At 64.6% G+C, this 21,865-nt stretch carries 19 protein-coding genes; 11 read left to right on the plus strand and 8 right to left on the minus strand.

Features of this window, described 5'->3' with window-relative positions; all coding sequences use genetic code 11:
• Positions 1 to 5: 5 nt before the first annotated feature.
• The 5 genes from GDH07_RS14785 to GDH07_RS14805 all read right to left on the minus strand — a co-directional run bounded on the left by GDH07_RS14785 (position 6) and on the right by GDH07_RS14805 (position 6,619).
• Positions 6 to 383: a response regulator gene (locus tag GDH07_RS14785; RefSeq protein WP_053129197.1), complete on the minus strand. Its 378-nt coding sequence runs from the start codon at positions 381 to 383 to the stop codon at positions 6 to 8.
• A 125-nt stretch (positions 384 to 508) separates the two neighbouring features.
• Complete coding sequence (locus GDH07_RS14790) at positions 509 to 1,717, minus strand: hybrid sensor histidine kinase/response regulator (RefSeq protein ID WP_152898018.1); 1,209 nt, start codon at positions 1,715 to 1,717, stop codon at positions 509 to 511.
• Entirely contained in the window at positions 1,711 to 2,316 is a 606-nt protein-coding gene (locus tag GDH07_RS14795) for a chemotaxis protein CheB (RefSeq protein WP_053129191.1), read from the minus strand. The genes GDH07_RS14790 and GDH07_RS14795 overlap by 7 nt, the downstream gene beginning before the upstream one ends.
• Positions 2,313 to 3,128, minus strand: coding sequence for a CheR family methyltransferase (locus tag GDH07_RS14800; protein ID WP_343038240.1), 816 nt, complete (start codon positions 3,126 to 3,128; stop codon positions 2,313 to 2,315). Before GDH07_RS14800 ends, GDH07_RS14795 begins: the two co-directional genes overlap by 4 nt.
• Positions 3,128 to 6,619 carry a response regulator gene (locus tag GDH07_RS14805; protein WP_053129187.1) on the minus strand — a complete coding sequence of 1,164 codons (3,492 nt, stop codon included), beginning with the start codon at positions 6,617 to 6,619 and terminating at the stop codon, positions 3,128 to 3,130. Before GDH07_RS14805 ends, GDH07_RS14800 begins: the two co-directional genes overlap by 1 nt.
• 253 nt (positions 6,620 to 6,872) lie before the next feature.
• On the opposite strand from GDH07_RS14805, the gene GDH07_RS14810 reads away from it, so the two are divergent.
• From GDH07_RS14810 to GDH07_RS14840, 7 genes are all read left to right on the plus strand, one after another.
• Entirely contained in the window at positions 6,873 to 7,232 is a 360-nt protein-coding gene (locus tag GDH07_RS14810) for a response regulator (RefSeq protein ID WP_152898019.1), read from the plus strand.
• A gap of 74 nt (positions 7,233 to 7,306) precedes the next feature.
• Complete coding sequence (locus GDH07_RS14815) at positions 7,307 to 8,599, plus strand: glycosyltransferase (protein ID WP_152898020.1); 1,293 nt, start codon at positions 7,307 to 7,309, stop codon at positions 8,597 to 8,599.
• A 393-nt stretch (positions 8,600 to 8,992) separates the two neighbouring features.
• Positions 8,993 to 9,841: an iron uptake transporter permease EfeU gene (gene efeU / locus GDH07_RS14820; protein WP_152898021.1), complete on the plus strand. Its 849-nt coding sequence runs from the start codon at positions 8,993 to 8,995 to the stop codon at positions 9,839 to 9,841.
• Between the two features lie 8 nt (positions 9,842 to 9,849).
• Complete coding sequence (gene efeO / locus GDH07_RS14825; RefSeq protein WP_152898022.1) at positions 9,850 to 11,049, plus strand: iron uptake system protein EfeO; 1,200 nt, start codon at positions 9,850 to 9,852, stop codon at positions 11,047 to 11,049.
• A gap of 18 nt (positions 11,050 to 11,067) precedes the next feature.
• Complete coding sequence (efeB, locus tag GDH07_RS14830) at positions 11,068 to 12,381, plus strand: iron uptake transporter deferrochelatase/peroxidase subunit (RefSeq protein WP_152898023.1); 1,314 nt, start codon at positions 11,068 to 11,070, stop codon at positions 12,379 to 12,381.
• Between the two features lie 36 nt (positions 12,382 to 12,417).
• The gene (gene efeO, locus GDH07_RS14835; RefSeq protein ID WP_022644256.1) at positions 12,418 to 13,242 is read left to right on the plus strand and encodes an iron uptake system protein EfeO; all 825 of its coding nucleotides are present in this window, start codon (positions 12,418 to 12,420) and stop codon (positions 13,240 to 13,242) included.
• 138 nt (positions 13,243 to 13,380) lie between these two features.
• Entirely contained in the window at positions 13,381 to 14,565 is a 1,185-nt protein-coding gene (locus tag GDH07_RS14840; protein ID WP_152898024.1) for an MFS transporter, read from the plus strand.
• A gap of 165 nt (positions 14,566 to 14,730) precedes the next feature.
• On the opposite strand, the gene pssA is transcribed toward GDH07_RS14840, so the two are convergent.
• On the minus strand, positions 14,731 to 16,074 hold the full coding sequence (pssA, locus tag GDH07_RS14845; protein WP_022644253.1) for a CDP-diacylglycerol--serine O-phosphatidyltransferase: 1,344 nt from the start codon (positions 16,072 to 16,074) through the stop codon (positions 14,731 to 14,733).
• Positions 16,075 to 16,253: 179 nt separating this feature from the next.
• On the opposite strand from pssA, the gene GDH07_RS14850 reads away from it, so the two are divergent.
• Together GDH07_RS14850 and GDH07_RS14855 are read left to right on the plus strand one after the other, a co-directional pair.
• Positions 16,254 to 16,817, plus strand: a complete 564-nt coding sequence (locus GDH07_RS14850) for a TetR/AcrR family transcriptional regulator (RefSeq protein ID WP_152898025.1) — start codon at positions 16,254 to 16,256, stop codon at positions 16,815 to 16,817.
• Between the two features lie 58 nt (positions 16,818 to 16,875).
• The gene (locus GDH07_RS14855) at positions 16,876 to 17,355 is read left to right on the plus strand and encodes a nuclear transport factor 2 family protein (RefSeq protein WP_103326413.1); all 480 of its coding nucleotides are present in this window, start codon (positions 16,876 to 16,878) and stop codon (positions 17,353 to 17,355) included.
• A 149-nt stretch (positions 17,356 to 17,504) separates the two neighbouring features.
• Here GDH07_RS14855 and sfnG read toward each other — a convergent pair whose 3' ends face one another.
• A complete protein-coding gene (gene sfnG / locus GDH07_RS14860) occupies positions 17,505 to 18,590 on the minus strand; it encodes a dimethylsulfone monooxygenase SfnG (protein WP_031321650.1) in 1,086 nt (361 codons plus the stop codon).
• 333 nt (positions 18,591 to 18,923) lie between these two features.
• Between sfnG and GDH07_RS14865 the strand changes: the two genes are divergently transcribed.
• On the plus strand, positions 18,924 to 20,159 hold the full coding sequence (locus GDH07_RS14865; RefSeq protein ID WP_152898026.1) for an acyl-CoA dehydrogenase family protein: 1,236 nt from the start codon (positions 18,924 to 18,926) through the stop codon (positions 20,157 to 20,159).
• 124 nt (positions 20,160 to 20,283) lie between these two features.
• Positions 20,284 to 21,063, plus strand: a complete 780-nt coding sequence (locus tag GDH07_RS14870; RefSeq protein ID WP_022644248.1) for a TSUP family transporter — start codon at positions 20,284 to 20,286, stop codon at positions 21,061 to 21,063.
• Here the strand turns inward: GDH07_RS14870 and nudC are convergent.
• Entirely contained in the window at positions 21,031 to 21,861 is an 831-nt protein-coding gene (nudC, locus tag GDH07_RS14875) for an NAD(+) diphosphatase (RefSeq protein ID WP_152898027.1), read from the minus strand. The genes GDH07_RS14870 and nudC overlap by 33 nt on opposite strands.
• Positions 21,862 to 21,865: the final 4 nt, after the last annotated feature.

Genomic DNA, 21,865 nt, shown 5'->3' on the forward strand with positions numbered 1-21,865 from the left:
CCGGTTCAGGCCAGCAGCTGCTGGATCTGCTCGTGCAGGCTATTGAGGTCGAACGGCTTGGCCAGGATCGGCGCCTTGCGGGTGATGGGGCTATCGCACTCGAGGATTTCGTTGGGATAACCACTGATGAAGATCACCTTCAGGTCCGGGCGCAGCTTGACCGCGGGTTCGGCGATCATCACCCCGGTGATGCCACCCGGCAGCCGGTAATCGGTGACCATCAGGTCCAGGTTGGGCTTGGTGGCCAGGATCTCGAACGCCTGCTCGCCGTTCTCGGCCTGCAGCACCCGATACCCCAGGCCCGACAGGTAGTCGGCCAGCAGCATCAGGATCACCGGTTCATCTTCGACGATCAGTACGACGTCTTGTGCATCTTCACTCATGGAAAACCTTTGTTCGGTCAATTACTGCAAGGAGCTGTTGGCGTTTGCCGACCTGCCCGCAGGCAAACGTCAGCAGCCACTGTACGACCATTGGCTCACGCAGAGGTTGCGTGGGCGTGACGCTTTTACGCACCAGTGGGCAATTCCACCTCCGCCAGGGGCAGCGCGACCCGGAACAGGGCGCCCTCGCCAATCCGGCTTTCGACGCTGATCGTGCCGCCGTGGGCAGTGACGATCTGCTCGGAAATGAACAGGCCCAGGCCCAGGCCCGCGGCCACATGGCTGGCGCTGACCCGCTCGAACTGCTGGAAGATGCGCCGCTGGTTGTCTTCGCTGATCCCGATCCCATGGTCCCTGACCTCGACCCGGGCCTCTCCCGCGTGACAGTAGACCCGCACCTGGATGGGGCTCTTGGCACCATAGCGCAGGGCGTTGGTCAGCAAGTTGGAAACCACCTGCTCGATACGGAACTCGTCCCAGTTGCCTTCCACCGGCGCCTCGGCATCCAGGCTCAGGGTGGACTGCGCCGCCTCCACCTGGGGCGCGAAGTTTTCCACCAGGCCCCGCACCAACTGCACCAGGTCGAAACGTGACGGGCGGATCGACAACTTGCCGGTACGAATTCGCGAGATATCCAGCATGTCCTCGATCAGGCGGATCAGGCTCTTGATCTGCCGTTCGTCGCGATCGACCATGGCGTGCATCTTGTCCAGGCTGAAGGCCGCGGCATTGTCCCGGGCCAGGTGCATCTTGCGCAGCTGGGTCTCGAGGATCAGGCCATTGAGCGGGGTACGCACTTCGTGGGCGACGATCGACATGAAGTCATCGCGCATGCGCACGGCCTGTTCCAACTCGTTCTGGGTGGACTGCAATTGCCTGAGCAGGGCCTCCTGCTCGCGCCGGCTCTGCTCCAGGGCCTCGACCTGCTGCTTCATGGCCTTGCTCTGGCGGTACAGGTCGACGAACACGTTGACCTTGCTCTTGACCGCGTGGATGTCCAGGGGCTTGTGCAGGAAGTCCACCGCCCCGCTCTCGTAGCCCTTGAAGGCATAGTTGAGCTCGCGCCCGGCGGCACTGACGAAGATGATGGGGATGTTCTTGGTCTTCTCGGTGCCGCGCATCAGTTCCGCCAGCTCGAAGCCGTTCATGCCCGGCATCTGCACATCGAGGATGGCCATGGCGAACTCATGCTGGAGCAACAGCGACAAGGCTTCGTCGGCCGACAGCGCCTTGTACACCTGGCGGTCCTCGCGCTTGATCAGCGCCTCCAGGGCCAGCAGGTTTTCCGGCAGATCGTCGACGATCAGCAACTTGGCTTGGATATTACTTAACATGCGATTGGTTCCAGCTCGGCCAGCAGCAAGCTGATACCGCGCAAAGGGAGGATATGGTCCGGCTGGTGCAGGGCCAGTGCAGCATCGGGCATGGTCGAGACATGGGCCTCGTCGGGGTCCTGGACGATGGTCAGGCCGCCCTGGCGCTTGACCTCGGCCAGCCCGGCGGCCCCGTCCTGGTTGGCCCCGGTCAGCAGCACGGCGGCCAGGTGCTCGCCATAGGCATCGGCGGCGGACTCGAACAGGTAGTCGATGGATGGACGCGAATGGTGGATCCGCTCCTCCTGGCTCAGGGACAGGCTGCGGTCCTGCTCCACCGACAGGTGGTAGCCGGGGGCCGCGAAATACAGGGTGCCCGGCACGATCTGTTCCTTGTCGTCGGCTTCCTTGACTCGCAACGACAGGCGCCGGTCGAACACTTCGGCCAGTTGGCTGCGGCGCTCATCGGGCAGGTGCAGGACCACGATCACCGGCAGGCGAAACCCGCGACCCAAGCCGCCGAACAGGCTGAGCAAGGCTTCGACGCCGCCAGCGGAAGCTCCCACCACCACGGCCTCGATCTGTGGCCGGGGATTGGTACTGCGGATGTCCTGGCTCATGACTTGCGGTAGATCCGTTCTTGTTTGACCAAGGGTTCGAAATGCTTGGCATAGGCGGAGAAGTCCAGGGTCTCCTTGCTGCCCAGCACCAGGAAACCACGGTGGCAAAGGGACTCATGAAACAGCCCGAAGGCCCGATCCTGAAGCTTTTTATTGAAATAAATCAATACGTTACGGCAAGAAATCAAATGCGTCTCGGAAAATACGCTGTCGGTGGCCAGGCTGTGGTCGGCGAAGGTCACGTTCTCGCGCAGGCTCTTGTCGAAGATCGCGTAGTCGTAGGCCGCGGTGTAGTAGTCGGCGAATGAACGCTTGCCGCCGGCACGCTGGTAGTTGTGGGTATAGGCCCGCACGTTCTCCAGGGAGAAGATGCCCTGCTTGGCCTTTTCCAGGGAGCTGGGGTTGATGTCCGTGGCATAGATGATGGTGCGCTCCAGCAGCCCCTCCTCGCGCAACAGGATGGCCATGGAGTAGACCTCCTCACCGGTGCTGCACCCGGCGATCCAGATCTTCAGCGACGGATAGGTCCTGAGCAGCGGCACCACTTCCTGGCGGATGGCCAGGAAATGCGAGGGGTCGCGAAACATCTCGCTGACCGGGATGGTCAGGAACTGCAGCAACTGCATGAACGCGGTCGGGTCGTGCAGGACCCGTTCCTGCAAGGCGGAAATGGTCTTGCAGTCGAACTGGCGCAAGGCATGTTGCACCCGGCGCTTGATCGAGGCGCCGGAGTAATCGCGAAAGTCGTAGCTGTATTTGAGGTAGATAGCTTCGATCAACAGACGCAGTTCGATCTCGGTATTGCGCTCCACTAAATTCTTTCCATCTTGGGTAGCCACACGCGGATAAGTGAAAACAACCGGTCGAGATCGATGGGCTTGGCCAGGTAGTCGTTGGCGCCGGCCTGCAGGCAACGCTCCTGGTCGTCCTTCATGGCCTTGGCGGTGACGGCGATGATCGGCAGCTTGCGCCAGCGCGGATCCTTGCGGATCTGCGCCGTGGCCTCGAAACCGTCCATCTCCGGCATCATCACGTCCATCAGTACCAAATCGATATCCTCGACCTCGTTGAGCCTTGCGATGGCTTCCAGGCCGTTACGGCCGATCACCACCACCGCGCCCTTGTGTTCCAGGGCGCTGGTCAGGGCGAAGATGTTGCGCACGTCATCGTCCACCAGGAGGATCTTGCGCCCCTCGAACACCTTGTCGCGGCTGCGGGCGGTCTTGAGCATCTTCTGCCGTTCATGGGACAACTGGGATTCGACTTTGTGCAGAAAAAGCGTCACTTCGTCCAGCAGGCGCTCCGGTGAACGCGCGCCCTTGATGATGATCGAGCGCGAATACTTGCGCAGCTCGGCCTCTTCGTCGCGGGTCAGGTTGCGCCCGGTGTAGACGATCACCGGCGGGAAGGAACAGATGTCCTCGGTGGACATGCGCTTGAGCAGGTCGTTGCCCAGCATGTCCGGCAGCTTGAGGTCGATGACCATGCAGTCGTAGATGTTCTCGCGCAGCAGCTCCAGGGCGTCCTGGGCCAGGCCCACGGCGGTGATCTCGATATCGTCGTCGCCGATCAGCCGGGCGATGCTGTCGCGCTGCAGGTCGTCGTCCTCCACCAGCAGCACGCGCTTGACCTTCTGGGTCAGCTTGGCCTCCAGGCGGGCGAACACGTCCTTGAGCTCCTCGCGGGTGGTGGGCTTGACCGCATAGCCCACGGCGCCCATGTGCATCGCCGCCTCCACCCGGTCTTCGACCGAGATCACGTGCACCGGGATGTGCCGGGTCTGCGGATGCTCCTTGAGCCGCTGCAGCACGGTCAGGCCGGAATGGTCGGGCAGGCGCATGTCCAGAAGGATCGCGTCGGGGATGAACTGCGTGGCCAGGCCGTAGCCTTCGTCTGCGCCGTGGGCCACCAGGCACTGGTAGCCCAGCTCGTGGGCCAGGTCGAAGAGGATATGGGCGAAGTTGGCTTCATCCTCCACCACCAGGATGCTGCGGCCGCTGAACGGCGCCTTGTCCCGGTCGTCGGCGAAACGCGGGATCGGGGCAAGCTCCACCGCCACCTCCGGCATCGCTTGCGGCGGTTGTGCCACGGCCACCGGCGCAATGGCAGCAGGTTCCGCCGGGAGCACCGGCGACTCGGCATCGTAGTGCTCCGGCAACACCAGGGTGAAGATGCTGCCGCGCCCCGGCTCGCTGCTGACGCTGATGGAGCCCCCCAGCAGGTTGGCCAGGTCGCGGGAAATGGACAGGCCCAGGCCGGTGCCGCCATAACGCCGGTTGGTGGTGCCATCGGCCTGGCGGAAGGCTTCGAAGATGCTTTCCTGCTGGTCCTGGGCGATGCCGATCCCGGAGTCCTGCACGGCGAAGGCGATCCCGGCACCGGGGTGGGCGGACACCGTCAGGCTGACCTGGCCCTGCTCGGTGAACTTGACGGCGTTGGACAGCAGGTTCTTGAGCACCTGCTCGACCCGCTGGCGATCGGTGAACAGCGTCTGCGGCGCCCCGGGTTGCAACTCGACGCGAAACTCCAGGCCTTTTTCCGCCGTCAGTGGCTGGAACAGGTTGCTCAAGCCCTCCACCAGGCGCGATACGCTGGCGTTCTCCGGGCGGACCTCGAGCTTGCCGGCCTCGACCTTGGAGATGTCCAGGATGTCGTTGATCAGGTTCAGCAGGTCGTTGCCTGCGGAATAGATCGACTCGGCGAACTTGACCTGCTCCTCGCTGAGGTTTTCCTGGGCGTTCTCGGCCAGGAGCTTGGCCAGGATCAGCGAACTGTTGAGCGGCGTGCGCAGCTCGTGGGACATGTTGGCAAGGAACTCGGACTTGTATTTGCTCGAGCGCTGCAGCTCTTCGGCGCGCTCCTGCAGCTCGATCTGCGCATCGTTGAGCTCGCTGTTCTTGCGGTCCATGGCGTCGCGCTGCTCGGACAGCACCTGGGCCTGCTCCGCCAACTGTTCGTTGGTCTGCTCCAGCTCCACTTGCTGGGTTTCCAGGTGCGCCTGGGACTCCTTGAGAATCCGCGACTGTTCTTCCAGTTCCTCGTTGGCGGTCTTGAGCTCTTCCTGCTGGACCTGCAGCTCTTCGTTGAGCTGCTGGGTCTCGGCCAGCACTTCCTGCAAGCGCTGGCGATAGCGCGCCGCCTCGATGGAGGTGCCGATGTTGCCGGCGATCAGTTCCAGGAACTCGATATCGCGCTCGCCCAGCTCACGCAGGAAGCCCAGCTCGACCACCCCGTTGACCCGCCCGTCATCATGGGTCGGCACCACCAGCACGCTGCGGGGCAGGCCCTCGCCCAGGCCGGAGCTGACCTTGAAGTAATCGACCGGCACCTCGTCCAGGCGAATCACCCGCTTGTGCTGGGCCGCCTGGCCCACCAGGCCTTCGTCGCTGTACAACGCCTGGCCCTGGTCCTCCTGCTCGCGGGAAAAGCCATAGGCGGCCACGCGTTTGAGACCGCCGTGCTCCTCGCGCACATACAAGGCCGCCACCGCCGTCCCCAGGTACTGGGCGCAGAACTGCAAGACGTTGCGCCCCAGCAGGTTCAGGCTCAGTTGCCCCAGCATCTGTTCGGCCAGTTCGGTCTGGCCGCTGCGCAACCAGGCCTGGCGCTCCAGGCTGCGGGCACTGCGCAGTTCGGCCTCGAGGTTGTCGCTGTAGCTGCGCGACAGGGACAACAGGTCACGGCGCCCGACATAGGCCAGCAAGCCGCTGATGCCCACCACGAACAGCAGGTACAGGGCAACGCTGAAAATCGTGGTACGGCTGACGTTTTCATTACGCTGCTGGCGCAGTTGCTGCTCCATGGCCACCGCGTCGTCGTATTCCTTGCGGACCTCGTCGGTCAGGCGCTTGCCGCGCCCGGCCTGCACCGCCTCGCGGTAGTCGCCGTTCTTGCGGCGCAGCTCGATCATGCCCTGGGCATAGTTGTTCCATTCCAGTTGCAGGGCCTCGATGCGCCGGATCCGGTCCACCTGCTGCGGGTTGTCCGCCACCAGTTCCTGCAAGCCGCGCAGCTCGCTGATGATGCGCGGCTTGGCCACTTCGTAGGGATCGAGGAAATGTTCGTTGCCGGTGATCAGGAAACCGCGCATGCCGGTTTCCAGGTCGATGGTCAGGCGCGCGGCCTCGTTGAAGTTGTTGATCACCCGGTCGGTGTGCTGCACCCACTGGATCACCGACAACAGGTAGGTGATCAAGGACACGAAAAACACCGCACTGAGTACGCCCACGCCAAGCGGCAGGCTGATGTTGCGGGTCAGCAGCTTGCGAAAACTCTGTTCATCAACCGAGGACGGACGAATCATTGGATGGACCTTGGCACTGGTGAAAGGAAGGAAGTTTGCCCCACATTCGGCCATCGCAGCTATTTTTTATAACCTGCATGCCGGTAATCTGGGATTTGCCCTGCCGTAGCACAATAGAAGCGGTTATTCTTGCCGGCACTTGTACAAGTGATTTTTTTTGTACAGCTTCGGGAACTTGTGACCTCGCGCCATTTACTGATGCACAGGGCCGCCTGCTGCGGTTCCACCGAATCCAACCCTTGAGAGTGCCCCTATGCCCGCTAGTGCCCCCACCATCCTAGTCGTCGAAGACGATGCCATCGTGCGCATGCTGATCGTCGACGTCCTCGAAGAACTGGAATTTTCGGTGCTCGAGGCCGATGGCAGTGAGGCGGCGCTGGAACGCTTGCAGAACCAGGAGCAAGCCATCGACTTGCTGATGACCGATGTCGGCCTGCCGGGCATGAACGGCAGGGAGCTGGCCGAGCGCGCACTGTTGCTGCGTCCCCGGTTACCGGTGCTGTTCGCCAGCGGTTATGCCGAGTCCATCGACGTACCCGGCGGCATGGCGGTGATCGGCAAGCCGTTCTCCATCGAGCAACTGCGCGACAAGGTGCGCAGCATCCTCGGCTGAAGCGGGTCTGCCCCCGGGGGCTGTGGTTTAATGGCGGCCTTTTTTTTGCCCTCGCCCGCCAGGAACCCTATTCCATGCCCCTCACCGCCGCGACCAAGGTCCTGATCATTGGTTATGTCTGGCCCGAACCGCGCTCCTCGGCCGCCGGCGGGCACATGATGCAGATCCTGCAGTGCTTTCTCGACCAGGGCTGGGACCTGACCTTCAGCAGCCCGGCCAAGCCCGGCGAACACAAGGAAGACCTCGAGGCCCTGGGCATCCGCGAATGCCCGATCGAGCTGAACAACGCCAGCTTCGACCGCTTCGTCGCCGAGCTGGCGCCGGACATCGTGCTGTTCGACCAGTTCATGATGGAGGAGCAGTTCGGCTGGCGCGTGGAGCAGCATTGCCCCGCGGCCGTTCGGGTCCTGGAGACCTCTGACTTGCAATGCCTGCGCCATGCCCGCCACCAGCGCCTCAAGGACCACCTGAACAGCGGCGCCGGGGACGACGATTTCAGCCCGCTGTTCGCCCGGGCCCAGGCGAACGAGTTCCGGTACATGGCCGAGACCGACCTGGCCAAGCGCGAGATCGCCGCCATCTACCGTTGCGACCTCAGCCTGATGATTTCCCAAGTGGAGATCCAACTGCTGCAGGAGCAGTTCCGCCTGCCGCCGGCGTTGCTGCACTGGTGCCCACTGATGCTCGACCCATGGCCCGAGGCCTGCGTGCCCTTCGAGCAACGCGCGCACTTCCTCAGCATCGGCAACTTCCGCCATGCACCGAACTGGGACGCCGTGCTCTGGATGAAAAGCCGCGTATGGCCGCTGATCCGCCAGCAGCTACCCAACGCGCAACTGCAGCTGTACGGCGCCTATACCCCACCCAAGGCGGTGGCGCTGCATAACCCGGCCCAGGGCTTCCACATCATGAACTGGGCCGAAGATGCCTTGCAGGTGATGAGCGCCGCGCGCATCTGCCTGGCGCCGTTGCGCTTTGGCGCCGGAATCAAGGGCAAGCTGCTCGATGCCATGCTCTGCGGCACCCCCAGCGTGACCACGCCGATGGGTAGCGAATCCATGAACGAACCTGGCCTGCCCTGGCCCGGCATGGTCGCCGAATCCGCCAGCGCCCTGGCGACGGCGGCAGTGCGCCTGTACCAGGACCAGGCCTTGTGGCAACAGGCCCAGGCCGATGGCATGCGACTGCTAGAGGCCCGTTACCGGCGGCAAGTCCATGGCCCGGCCTTGATCCAGCGCCTGCAAGAATGCCGCGAGCATCTGGCCCAAGAGCGTCGGGACAACTTCACCGGCGCCATGTTGCGCCACCATCATCACAAGAGCACTCAGTACATGGCCCAATGGATCGAGGCCAAGAACCGCCCCTGACCCTTGGCCGCCGATAATGCAGCGCCGGCGGAAAGTCCCCGGCCAGCCGGCGTTTCGAGCCGTATTCGGGCGGTACATCCCCCTCTTCAACCAGGCCTCTTGCAGCACTGGGGCCTGAGTCCTTGCCCGTGCCACCCGGCACTCCCCTCGCTATCCGGCCTGCGGCCCTCAGCCATTGCCCGGCCAGCCGCGGCCTATCAGGCACTGCGGTTCCCGGTCCGGGACGACGGTCGTCGGCAAGACGCCATCGGCCGAGCCAAACCGACAAAGGCGTCTATTCTGAGAAGCGATCTCGTTCAGCTTCCATTCAGCAGTTGTCAATAATCTTCATTTAGTAATGAGTATCATTATGTTACAACTTAGCTCCCTACCTTGTTTCCCCGCGGGGGCTGAATGCTCGTTCCATTTCTGATCATGCTGCGCGAAGGGATCGAAGCCGCGCTCATCGTTGGCATTATCGCCAGCTACCTGCAACAGACCGGACGCGGCCAATGGATGCCCGCCGTGTGGATTGGCGTGTTCCTCGCCGCGGCCCTGGCCCTGCTGGTCGGCGGCGGGCTGGAGCTGGTGAGCGCCGAGTTCCCGCAGAAGCAACAGGAATTGTTCGAGGGCATCGTCGGCCTGGTGGCCGTGGGCATCCTCAGCTCGATGGTGTTCTGGATGCGCAAGGTCGCACGCTCCATCAAGCATTCCCTGCAAGCCTCCCTGGACCAGGCCCTGGCCGGCTCCCGGAACCAGCTCATTGCGCTGATCGCCATGGTGTTCTTCGCCGTCGCCCGCGAAGGTCTGGAAACCGTGTTCTTCCTGTTGGCGGTATTCCAGCAGAGCGAAGGCCCCGGCGCGCCCATCGGCGCCCTGCTGGGGCTGGTGGCGGCGATCATCGTCGGCTACCTGATCTATACCGGCAGCATGCGCCTGAACCTCGGCGCCTTCTTCCGCTGGACCGGGCTGTTCATCCTGGTGGTGGCCGCCGGCATTCTCGCCAACTCGGTGCAGGCGCTGCATGAGGCCGGGCTGTGGAACCACCTGCAGACCGTGCTCTTCGACTTCAGCGCCAGCCTGCCCATGGACAGCCCCCTGGGCTCGGTCCTGGCCGGCATGTTCGGCTACCAGGAGGCCCCCACCATCAGCACCCTGGGCGCCTACGTGCTGTACCTGGCGGTGACCCTGGTGCTGTTCTTCCTGCCCGGCGCCACGCCTGCCAAGGCGCCCGGCCCGTCGTCTTCCGTTTCCAGTCAGTAAGGTTCCCCATGACCCAGCAAGCCTCTCCACAGGCCTCGCCGCCTCGCGCTCTGCGTTGGGCGGTTGCCGGTTCGGTGATCGTGATGGTCGCCGCCGGCGGGCTGTTCTACTACGCCTCGCAACTGGCGGCCAGCAAGCGCCAGGCCCACCAGGGCGAGATCACCGTGACCATCCACCCGCACAGCTGCGAGCCCAACGCGCTTACCGTGCCCGCCGGCCGCGCCAGCTTCCGCATCGTCAACCGCTCGGAGCGCGCCGTGGAGTGGGAAATCCTCGATGGCGTGCTGGTGGTCGAGGAGCGGGAAAACATCGCCCCGGGCCTGAGCCAGGTGATCAACGCCAACCTGCAGCCCGGCGACTACGCCATCACCTGCGGCTTGCTGAGCAATCCCCGGGGCACTCTGCACGTGACCCCTACCGCCGAGTCCGACGCCCAGGCCAAGGCCCGGCCGTCGCTGGTGGCCTTCGTCGGCCCGCTGTCGGAGTTTCGCGTCTACCTGAGCACCCAGGGCAGCGCCCTGGTCAAGGCGGTCGCGGCCTTGCAGCAAGCCATCGAGGCCGATGACCTGGCCCAGGCCCAGGCCCTCTACGTGCCAGCCCGCGCCGCCTACCAGCGCCTGGCTCCGGCCGCCCAGCGCCTGGCCGAGCTGGACAACGCCATCAATGCCCGCGCCGATTACTTCGAGCAACGCGAGCAAGACCCAGGCTTCACTGGTTTCCACCGCCTGGAGTACGGGCTGTTCCAGCGCCACGACCTCAAGGGCCTGGCCCCGGTGGCCCAGCGCCTGGCCCAGGATGTCGCCAGCCTCAAGCAGCAACTGCTGGCCCAGACCCTGCCGCCGGAACAACTGGTGGGCAGCGTCGCCCGCAACATGCGCAACCTGGCCGAATTGCGCGCCACCAGCGGCGAGGAGGAACGCTACAGCCACAGCGACCTCAGCGGTTTCGCCGCCAACCTGGAGACCACGCTCAAGGTCGTCGACCTGCTGCGGCCCTTGCTGGCCAAGTCCGCCGCGCCGTTGCTGGCTCGGGTGGATGAGGCCGGCAACGCCCTGGGGGCGCGCCTGGACAACCTACGCGACGGCTTCGGCTACCAGGACTACGACAAGGTCGACGCCGGCCAACGCCAAGAACTCGCCGACAAGGCCAAGGCCCTGGCCGACGCCCTCGATGGCATCGATCCCGCACTGGGCCTTTCGGGCCTGTAACCACACGAGTCCTGCGCAATGAACGATTCAGACCAGTCCAACCCTTCCTTCAGCGCCCAGCGCCGGCGCGTGTTGCTGGGCATGGGCGCCGCCGGCGTGGCCCTGGCCGGCAGCAGCCTCGCCGGCCCGGCCATGGCCGAACAGGCGCCGGCCCAAGTGACCGTGGCACCCAGCAGCGACCAGACCCAAGAGCACAACGCCTTCCACGGCCAGCACCAGAGCGGCATCGTCACCGCGCGCCCCGCTGCCGGAATGATAGTGGCCTTCGATGTCCTGGCCAGCGACCGCGAGGACCTGGAGCGCCTGTTCCGCACCCTCAACGAGCGCATCGCCTTCCTCATGCAGGGCGGCCCGGTGCCCCAGGTCGATCCGAAGCTGCCGCCGCTGGACTCGGGCATCCTCGGCCCGGTGGTGACCCCGGACAACCTGACCATCACCGTCTCGGTGGGCGAGTCACTGTTCGACGAACGCTTCGGTCTGGCCGACGCCAAGCCCAAGCGCCTGGTGCGCATGGTGGGCTTTCCCAACGACGCCCTGGAACCGGCCTGCTGCCATGGCGACCTGAGTTTGCAGTTCTGCTCCAACACCGCCGACACCAACATCCATGCCCTGCGCGATATCGTGAAGAACCTGCCGGACCTGCTGCTGGTACGCTGGAAACAGGAAGGCAGCGTACCGCCCCAGGCCCCGGCCAAACCGGGCGAGCCGGCTCAGAGCGCGCGCAATTTCCTGGGCTTTCGCGATGGCTCGGCCAACCCCGACTCCAACGACCAGAAGGCCATGCAGCAGATCGTCTGGGTCCAGCCCGGCAGCGACGAACCGGCCTGGGCCGCCCATGGCAGCTACCAGGCGGTGCGCATCATCCGCAATTTCGTCGAACGCTGGGACCGCACCCCGCTGCAAGAGCAGGAAAGCATCCTCGGCCGGATCAAGGCCAGCGGCGCGCCCATGGACGGCCAGCGGGAAAGCCAGGTCCCCGACTACGCAAAGGACCCCCATGGCAAGGTGACCAAGCTGGATGCCCACATCCGCCTGGCCAATCCGCGCACCGCCAAGACCCAGCAGAACCTGATCCTGCGCCGACCGTTCAACTACTCCAACGGCGTGAACAAGAACGGCCAGCTGGACATGGGCTTGCTGTTCATCTGCTACCAGGCGGACCTGGAAAAAGGCTTCATCACCGTGCAGAACCGGCTCAACGGCGAGCCCCTGGAGGAGTACCTCAAGCCCACCGGCGGTGGTTATTTCTTCACCCTGCCGGGAGTCACCGGCGACCAGGACTTCATCGGTCGCTCGCTGCTCGCCGCCACGGCTGCCAAAGCCAATACCTGATCTGCCCCAACACAATAACCCCCACGGAAACGTCCCATGAAAAAGTCGCCTCTCGCTGTGTTGCTGACCCTTGGCTTGCTCCACGCTCCGCTGTCGGCACTGGCCGCCCCCGCGCCGCTGGAGCTGGTGGGGCCGATCTCCGACTACAAGATCTACGTCACCGAACAACTGGATGAACTGGCCAGCCATACCCAGCAGTTCACCGATGCGGTGAAGCAGGGCGACCTGGCCAAGGCCCGGCAGCTCTACGCACCGACCCGGGTCTACTACGAGTCGATCGAGCCGATCGCCGAGCTGTTCAGCGACCTGGACGCCTCCATCGACTCACGCGTCGACGACCACGAACAGGGAGTCAAGGCCGAGGACTTCACCGGTTTCCACCGCCTGGAATACTCGTTGTTCTCCGAGAACAGCACCCAGGGCCTGGGCGACCTGGCCGACCGCCTGAACAAGGACGTCAAGGACCTGCAAGCCCGCGTCGCTGGCTTGACCTTCCCACCGGAAAAAGTGGTCGGCGGGGCCGCTGCCCTGCTCGAGGAAGTGGCCGCGACCAAGATCTCCGGCGAGGAAGACCGCTACAGCCACACCGACCTCTATGACTTCCAGGGCAACATCGACGGGGCCAAGAAGATCGTCGACCTGTTCCGTCCGCAGATCGAGAAGCAGGACAAAGCCTTTGTCGCCAAGGTGGACAAGAACTTCGCCACCGTGAACAAGATCCTGGCCAAGTACAAGACCGCGGACGGCGGCTTCATGACCTACGACAAGGTCAAGGAGAACGACCGCAAGGCCCTGGTGGGTCCGGTCAATACCCTGGCCGAGGACCTCTCCACCCTGCGCGGCAAGCTGGGCCTGAACTGACTCCTCGGCCCCTGGCGGGAACCGGCGTGCCGGTTCCTGCTCCATCGCTCCCCTCTCTTGCGCTGCAAATTAGGCCTGGGCAGCCGTGCGTTATCCCGATAACGTGCACGCCCCGATGTTCCTCATGGAAGACCCGCTATGCCCACTCCCGCCGCCTCCAGGCCCCTCTCGCTCTTGCCGCTGATGGCGGCCTACATGGCCTGCACCATGTCGATGATGGCCTTCGTCTCGCTGATCGGGCCGATTTCCCGGGTGCTGCACCTGCAAACCTGGCATGCCGGAGTGGCGGTGACCGTGGCCGGGGTGATCTGGGTCCTGCTGGCCCGTCCCTGGGGCCAGGCCAGCGATCGCTATGGCCGCCGCCAGGTGTTGCTGCTCGGGATCGCCGGCTTCACCCTGGCCTACTGGGCCCTGTGCCTGTTCATCGATATATCCCTGCGGACCTTGCCCAGTGTCGCCGTGGCCTTCGCCGGCCTGGTATTGGGTCGTGGCTTGATCGGCGCCTTCTATGCGGCAGTGCCAGTGGGCGGGTTCGCCCTGGTGGCCGACCACTTCGAACCCCAGCACCGGGCCCGGGCCATGGCCTCCCTGGGCGCGGCCAACGCCGTAGGCCTGGTGGTGGGGCCGGCCGCCGCCGCGCTGCTGGCCCGGCACAGCCTGAGCTTGCCCTTCTACGTCATGGCCATCCTGCCGCTGCTGGCGCTGGTGGTGATGCATCGACAACTGCCACGCCAGGAACTGCACCTGGCCCAGGCGCCGGGCCGGGTGCGCCTGAGCGATCCGCGGCTGGCCCGGCCAATGGTGGTGGCCTTCGTCGCCATGCTCTGCGTGACGCTGGCGCAGATCACCGTGAGCTTCTATGCCATGGATCGCCTGCAGATGAATTCCGCCGATGCGGCGCAGACCGCCGGGATCGCCCTGACCATGGTCGGCCTGGCCCTGATCTGTGCCCAACTGGTGGTACGCAAGCTGGAATGGCCGCCACTGCGGATGATTCGCTTCGGCGCCCTGCTTTCCGCGGTGGGTTTTGTCGGGGCCATGCTGGTGGACAGTGCCTGGGGCCTGTGGTTGATGTTCTTCGTCTCGGCGGCCGGCATGGGTGGGGTGTTTCCCTCGTTCTCGGCCCTGGCAGCCAACTCGGTGCAGGCTTCGGAACAAGGCGCCACGGCCGGTAGCATTGGCGCCGCCCAGGGCATGGGCGCAGTGGTCGGGCCAATGGCCGGCACCTTGATCTACGCCATGGAGCCACGCCTGCCCTACCTGCTGGCGGCGCTGCTGCTGGCGTTGGTGGCGCTGTGGCCCTACCCGCCGAAGACAAGCTGATCCACTGGCTGCTGCCCCACGCCGATATCGACTTGCACAAAGGGCCTGTGGCCCTTTGTGCACCTCGCAGGCTCGACAGCGGCCAGGGGTTGGAGCTTCGTGTAGCCCGCATGCCCCGCAGGGACACGGTGATACTCGCCGCCGGCAGGGCCTGGCGGCGACAGATCAGAGGATGCGGTACAGCAGGCGCTCGATACGCACGCGGCTGACCCGACGCAGGAACTTGCTCACCGCCTCCGGGTAGTCCGCCAGGCTGTCCAGGTGCTGGAAGTGCTCGATGCGCCGGGTATGGCGGTAGATATCTTCCAGCTCGGCACGCCGCGGCTCCAGCAACTCGCCCTTGGGATCGTCCAGCAGCAGGGCGTTTTCCAGGTCCAGGCGGAACGCCCGCGGATTGAGGTTGTTGCCGGTGAGCAAGGTATAGCGCTCGTCGATCCACAGCCCCTTGAGGTGATAGGTGTTGTCGCCGTCGCGCCACAGGTGCAGGTTCAACTGGCCATTGTCGATGAACTTCTGGTAGCGCTTGGCGAAGCGCCGCAGGCTGATTTCATACAGATAAGGCAGCGCGGCAATGACCTTGAACGGCTCGCTGGGCGGAATGAAGAAGTCGTTGGCGGTCTTGTCGCCGACCACGATATCGATCTTCACCCCACGCTCCAGGGCGCGATTGAGTTCGCGCACCACCGGCAACGGCAGGTTGAAGTACGGGGTGCAGATGGTCAGCTGGCGCTGGGCCCCGGCCATCAGTTCGCAGATCACCCGATTCAACCGATTGCCCTTGCCCACCCCGAGCAACGGGCTGACCGTCAGGCCGCTCTTGTCCAGGCTGCCGGCGGCGGTGTCGTAGGTCGCATGCTTGAGACGGCTGCGCAGGTCGCCGATATCGTTGCGCAGGCTGCGGGTGGTCGGTGGCTTGGGCAGGTCCAGGCGATGCACCGCCCGTGACTCCACCAGGCCGTGCTGCACCAGGTGGTGCATGGAGTCGGCCAGTTCGCGGTTATGCAACAGGTGATAACGGTCGAAGCGGTACTTGTCGAGCTTGTGCAGGTACACGTTGTTCAGGCTGGCGCCGCTGTAGAGCACGCTGTCGTCGATCACGAAGCCCTTGAGGTGCAACACCCCGAACAGCTCGCGGGTCTGCACCGGCACGCCGTAGATCGGGACCACGCTGGCATGGCTGCGGGTCATCTCCTGGTACCAGGCCGAGTTGCCCGGCTGCTTGCCGGCACCGATCAGGCCGCGCTGGGCACGCATCCAGTCCACCACGACCACCACGTCCAGTTCCGGACGGGCAGCCTTGGCGGCGTGCAGGGCTTCGAGGATTTCCTGGCCGGCTTCATCCTGCTGCAGGTACAAGGCGACGATATAGATGCGCCGGGTCGCCTGGGCAATCTGCTCCAGCAGGGTCTGACGAAATTGCGCAGCACCCCGCAGGGTGGCGAAGGCCTCGGCGGCCAGGGGGAAGCTGCGCAGCTTGGGTAGCAGGGTACGTTTGAAAAGCAACGGCATGGGCTCGCGGTGGCTCGAATCCGAAAGAGCGCAAGAGCTTACACCATGGACCGGGCGCAGTCCCCTGTCTGTCTCATATGACACTCAAACTGTCTGCACCGAAGGGACTTGGCGTCGCTCGGCGGCCAGTTCGCAACAACATATTGACCAAGGAGAACGATCGTTCTACTCTCTGTCGCATGAACGAAATCACTCACTCCGAAACACGCGACATCATTCTCGATGTCACCGAGAAGTTGATCTATAAAAGTGGCATCGCCGCCACTGGCATGGATCTTCTGGTCAAGACCGCCGGCGTTTCGCGCAAGAGCATCTATCGCTACTTCGACAACAAGGAGCAGTTGGTGGTGGCCGCCCTCGAACGGCGTGACGAGCGCTGGATGCGCTGGTACCGCGGCGAGGTGGACAAGGCCCAGGGCTCGGCCCAGCGCCTGCTGGCACTGTTCAGCGTGCTCAAGGGCTGGTTCGCCAGCGAAGGTTTTCGTGGCTGCGCCTTCATCAACACCAGCGGTGAAACCGGTGATCCGCAAGACCCGGTACGCCAGGTAGCCCGCCGCCATAAACAGAAACTGCTCGACTACCTGCTCGAGCTCTGCCGGGAACATGGCGCAGCACATCCGGCACAACTGGCGGCGCAGCTGCTGGTGCTGATCGATGGCGCCATCACCGTTGCCCTGGTCATGGGCGATCACAGTGCCGCCGATAATGCGCAATGCATGGCGCGTAAGTTATTGGACCTTTGATTACCCGCAACCTGAGCGACTTCTTAGTTGGAACAGCAACTTTCACTGGAGATAGGTCATGTCGTCTAACCCGCAAGTGCGTCCACCGCTTCCCCCCTTCACCCGCGAGTCGGCGATCGAGAAGATCCGCCTGGCCGAAGATGGCTGGAACTCCCGGGATCCGGAACGGGTATCCCTGGCCTATACCCTGGATACCCAATGGCGCAACCGCGCCGAATTCGCCCATAACCGCGAGGAGGCCAAGGCCTTTCTCAGCCGCAAGTGGGCCAAGGAACTGGACTACCGGCTGATCAAGGAACTCTGGGCCTTCACCGACAACCGCATTGCCGTGCGCTACGCCTATGAATGGCACGACGACTCGGGCAACTGGTTCCGCTCCTATGGCAACGAGAACTGGGAGTTCGACGAACAGGGGCTGATGGCCCGGCGTTTCGCTTGCATCAACGACATGCCGATCAAGGCCAGCGAACGCAAGTTCCACTGGCCCCTGGGACGGCGCCCGGACGATCACCCAGGCCTCTCGGAGCTGGGTCTGTAATCGCCACGACCTTGTAGCCGCTGCCGAGCTTGCGAGGCTGCGAGCGACAAGGCCGTCAGGCCTGCAATGCTCCAGAGCCCCTTGTGGCCCTGCGGGCCATGCGCAGCCTGCGGCAACGGCTACGCCCAGCACGCAGGGCCTTCAACGCCTCAGGCCGCGGCGTCCTGCCCGGCCTGGGCCTCCAGTTCGCGCACCAGGGGCAACACGCGACGGCCGAAATACTCCACTTCCTCCTGGAAGTGCAGGAAACCCGCCAGCACCAGGTCCACCCCCACGGCCTTGAGTTCGAGGATACGCCGGGCAATCTGCTCCGGCGTGCCGATCAGGTTGGTCTTGAAACCATCGTTGTACTGCACCAGGTCCTCGAAGCTCGACTTGGCCCAGTTGCCCTCGCCCTCCGGCGAAGCCTTGCCGGCCTGCCTGGCCGCATCACCGAAGGCCCGGACCGCCTCCGGGTCGGCCTGGTCGATGATCTGCTGCAACACCGCCCGCGCCTCTTGCTCGGTATCCCGGGCGATCACGAAGGCATTCACCCCGATCTTCACCTGATGCTGGTTGGCCGCGGCCTTGGCGCGGATGTCCTCCACCTGGGCCTTGATCCCCTCCACGCTGTTGCCGTTGGTGAAGTACCAATCCGAGACTCTGGCGGCCATGTCCCGGGCCGCCCGGGAACTGCCGCCCTGGAAGATCTCGGGCTGGCCCAGGGGCTTGGGCTTGAGGCTGTAGTTGTCGAAACGGTAGAAATCGCCCCTGAAGGTGAAGTGATCCTCGCTCCACACCCCACGCAGGCAGCGGATGAATTCCTCGGAACGGCGATAGCGCTCGTCATGCTCCAGCCAATGCTCGCCGATGGCCTGGAACTCGCCCTTGAACCAGCCACTGACGATGTTCACCGCGATGCGACCTTCGGTCAGCTGGTCGATGGTCGCCAATTGCTTGGCCGCCAACGCCGGTTGCCAGGGCCCGGGCAGGATCGCCGCGATCACCTTGAGCTTGCTGGTGGCGGCCAGCAACGCATGGCTGAAAGCCACCGACTCATGCTGGTACTCGGCACCGTAGCCGGCGGTGAAGCGGATCTGCGTCAGGGCGTATTCGAAACCGGCGGCCTCGGCGATCTGCGCCAGCTTGCGGTTGTAGTCGATGCCCCAGTGGGTACGCTGCTCGATCTTGCTGACCACCAGGCCACCGCTGACATTGGGCACCCAATAGGCGAATTTCACGGATTGCTGACTCATGGTTCGGTCCTCGGGACTGGGAAAGGTACCCAGGCCCCGAGCAGCATATGTGCCAACCCCGCCACGGCCTCACATGGCGGCCACTGCGCGCTCGTGCGCAGCCTGCGGCAGCGACTGCACGAGCCTGCGCTCCATGGGTGGCTTTCACGGATCGGCACAGCGCGTGGGAAGTACCGAGGACAGCGATTTGTTGCTGGGCTGTTGCCAGGGCAACAGTTACCGCCGAACCGGGCACGGGCTCGGCCAGCAAAACCGCAGCCATGACAGTCGGCACGCTGTGTGCAATCACCAGCAGGACCTTTTGTCTTTTCCTGCCGATTGCGGAGCCTTGCCATGACCGAACACCAGGTGATCAATCCATTGTCCACGGGGGTCGACTACGAGCTCCTGGCCGAGCGCTTCCGGCCGATCTTCCAGCGTATCGCCGAGGGCGCGGTACAGCGTGAGCAGCAGCGCGAGCTGCCCTACGAACCCATCCGCTGGCTCAAGGAGGCGGGGTTCGGCGCGGTGCGGGTGCCAGTGGCCTACGGCGGCGCTGGCGCCTCCGTGCCCCAGCTGTTCCAGTTGCTGACAGAGCTGGCCGAGGCCGACGCCAACGTACCCCAGGCCCTGCGCGGGCACTTCGCCTTTGCCGAGGACCGGCTCAACGCCACCCCGGGTCCGGGGCGCGACCTGTGGTTCAAGCGGTTCGTCGAGGGCGACATCGTCGGCTGCGCCTGGACCGAGATCGGCGCGGTGGAGATCGGCCAAGTGCTGACCAAGGTCAGTCCGGACGGCGAGCACTGGCGGCTCGACGGCGAGAAGTTCTACAGCACCGGGAGCATCTTCTCTGACTGGATCGATGTCTACGCCCAGCGCAGCGACACCGGTGACAACGTGATCGCCGCCGTTCGCACCCGGCAGCCGGGCGTCGAGCAAAGCGACGACTGGGACGGTTTCGGCCAGCGCACCACCGGCAGCGGCACGGCGCGTTTCACCCAGGCCAGAGTGGAAGCCGGCAACGTCATCGACTTCGCCACTCGCTTCAAGTATCAGACCGCCTTCTACCAACTGGTCCTGCTGGCGACCCTGGCCGGCATCGGCCGCGCGGCGCTGCGCGATGTGGCCCATGAGGTACGGCAGCGCCAGCGCGTCTACAGCCATGGCAACGCGCCACAAGCCAGCGCCGATGCCCAGGTGCAGCAGGTGGTGGGCGAGATCGCCGCCCTGGTGTATGTCGCCGAAGCCGCCACCCTACGGGCCGCCCAGCCGGCACAGCGTGCGTACCTGGCGCGGTTCGCCGGCGACCCGGAGCAGGAACAGGCAGCCAACCTGGCGGCGGAACTGGAGTCGGCCACGGCCCAGGTCGCCGTCACCGAACTGATCCAGCGTGCCACCAGTGAGCTGTTCAATGCCCTCGGGGCTTCGGACGTGCGCCGGGGCAAGGCCCTGGACCGCCATTGGCGTAATGCGCGAACCGTGTCATCGCACAATCCGGCGATCTACAAGGCGCGGATCGTCGGCGATTGGCAGATCAACGGCAACGAGCCGCCGTTCGCCTGGAAGGTCGGCAACGGCCCGAAAAGCTGAGGCGCTGCGCACGCATCAACGGCGGCAGCAGGACCTTGGTCGCAGTCGCGCTGCGGCGCGCGATGCAGGTAAGATATCGGCCTTTCGCGCAGCCCCTTGCGCTCCCGCCGAATAAGCCGAATCCATGCCTTTCGATCTCAGCGTTGACTTGACCACCCTCGCCATCCTCGCCTTCGTGGCCTTCATCGCCGGTTTCATCGATGCCATCGCCGGCGGTGGCGGCTTGCTCACCACCCCGGCCCTGCTCACCGCAGGCTTGCCACCGCATCTGGTGCTGGGTACCAACAAACTCAGTTCGACCTTCGGCTCGGCCACTGCCAGCTTCACCTTCTATCGGCGCAAGCTGTTCCACCCCCGGCAATGGATGCATGCCATCGTCGGCACCCTGGTCGGCGCCCTGACCGGGGCCATAGTCGCCCACTACCTGCCCGCCGAGTGGCTGAACAAGATGCTGCCGGTGATCGTCTTCGCCTGCGGCCTGTACCTGCTGTTCGGCGGCACGCCTAAGGCCCCGCTGGACAGCGAGGCACCGATCAAGAAGAAATGGCAATCGACCCAGGGCTTCAGCCTGGGCTTCTACGACGGCGTGGCCGGTCCGGGCACCGGGGCGTTCTGGACCGTCAGCAGCCTGCTGCTCTACCCCATCGACCTGGTCAAGGCCAGCGGCGTGGCGCGCAGCATGAACTTCGTCAGCAATATCGCGGCGCTGGCGGTGTTCATCTTTTCCGGGCAGGTGGATTGGATCATCGGCCTGAGCATGGGGCTGTCGGTGATGGTCGGGGCGTTCTTCGGGGCACGCACCGCCATCAGCGGTGGTGCCAAGTTCATTCGCCCGGTGTTCATCACCGTGGTCCTGGGCCTGACCGTGCGCCTAGCCTGGCAGCACTGGTTCAGCGTGGCCTAAGCGACGCGCCACATAGAGGTCGATCAGGTAGCGGGCAATCGAGCGCGACGCCGGCAACGGCGGCAGCGTATGCACGTTGAACCACTGGGCATCCTCGATCTCGTCTTCCTGGGGCAGGATCTCGCCACTGGCGTACTCGGCATGGAAACCCAGCATCATCGAGTGCGGGAACGGCCAGCACTGGCTGCCCACGTACTGGATGTTGCGCACCTCGATGCTCACCTCCTCGCGCACCTCGCGCACCAGGCAATCCTCCGCCGACTCACCGGGTTCGGCAAAACCTGCCAGGGTGCTGTAGACCCCGGGCACGAAGCGTGGCGAACGGGCCAGCAGGATCTCGTCGCCCCGGGTGATCAGCACGATCATGCTCGGCGAGATCCGCGGATAGGCCCGCAGGTCGCAGCTCTGGCAGTACATCGCACGCTCCCCTCGCACCTGCGCCATGGGCTGGCCGCAACTGCCGCAGAAGCGATGTTCCCGAGCCCAGGTACCGATCTGCGCGGCGTACCCCAGCACCTTGTACAGGGTGTGGTCGCCCTCCAGCATGAAGGCCCGCAGGCCTTTCCAGCCGCAGCCCTGGACCTGGGCACGGGAAGCGAGCTCGAGCAGGTATACCGGCTCGCCATCGAGGTGGCCGATGCCATGCTCGGCCAGCACCGGCAGGTCCTGGTTCTTGAGCCAGTGCCGGGGGAACAGCACGCCGTTGTCGTCGTAGAGAAAACCTTCCGGGCCACGGGCCACGGCCCAGCCGCCGGGAAGGTCGGTATCCAGTACTGCGGTGGTCCAGCGTGCAATCATCTTC

Origin of the sequence: Pseudomonas piscis (assembly GCF_009380155.1) — a bacterium.
Lineage (GTDB): Bacteria > Pseudomonadota > Gammaproteobacteria > Pseudomonadales > Pseudomonadaceae > Aquipseudomonas > Aquipseudomonas piscis.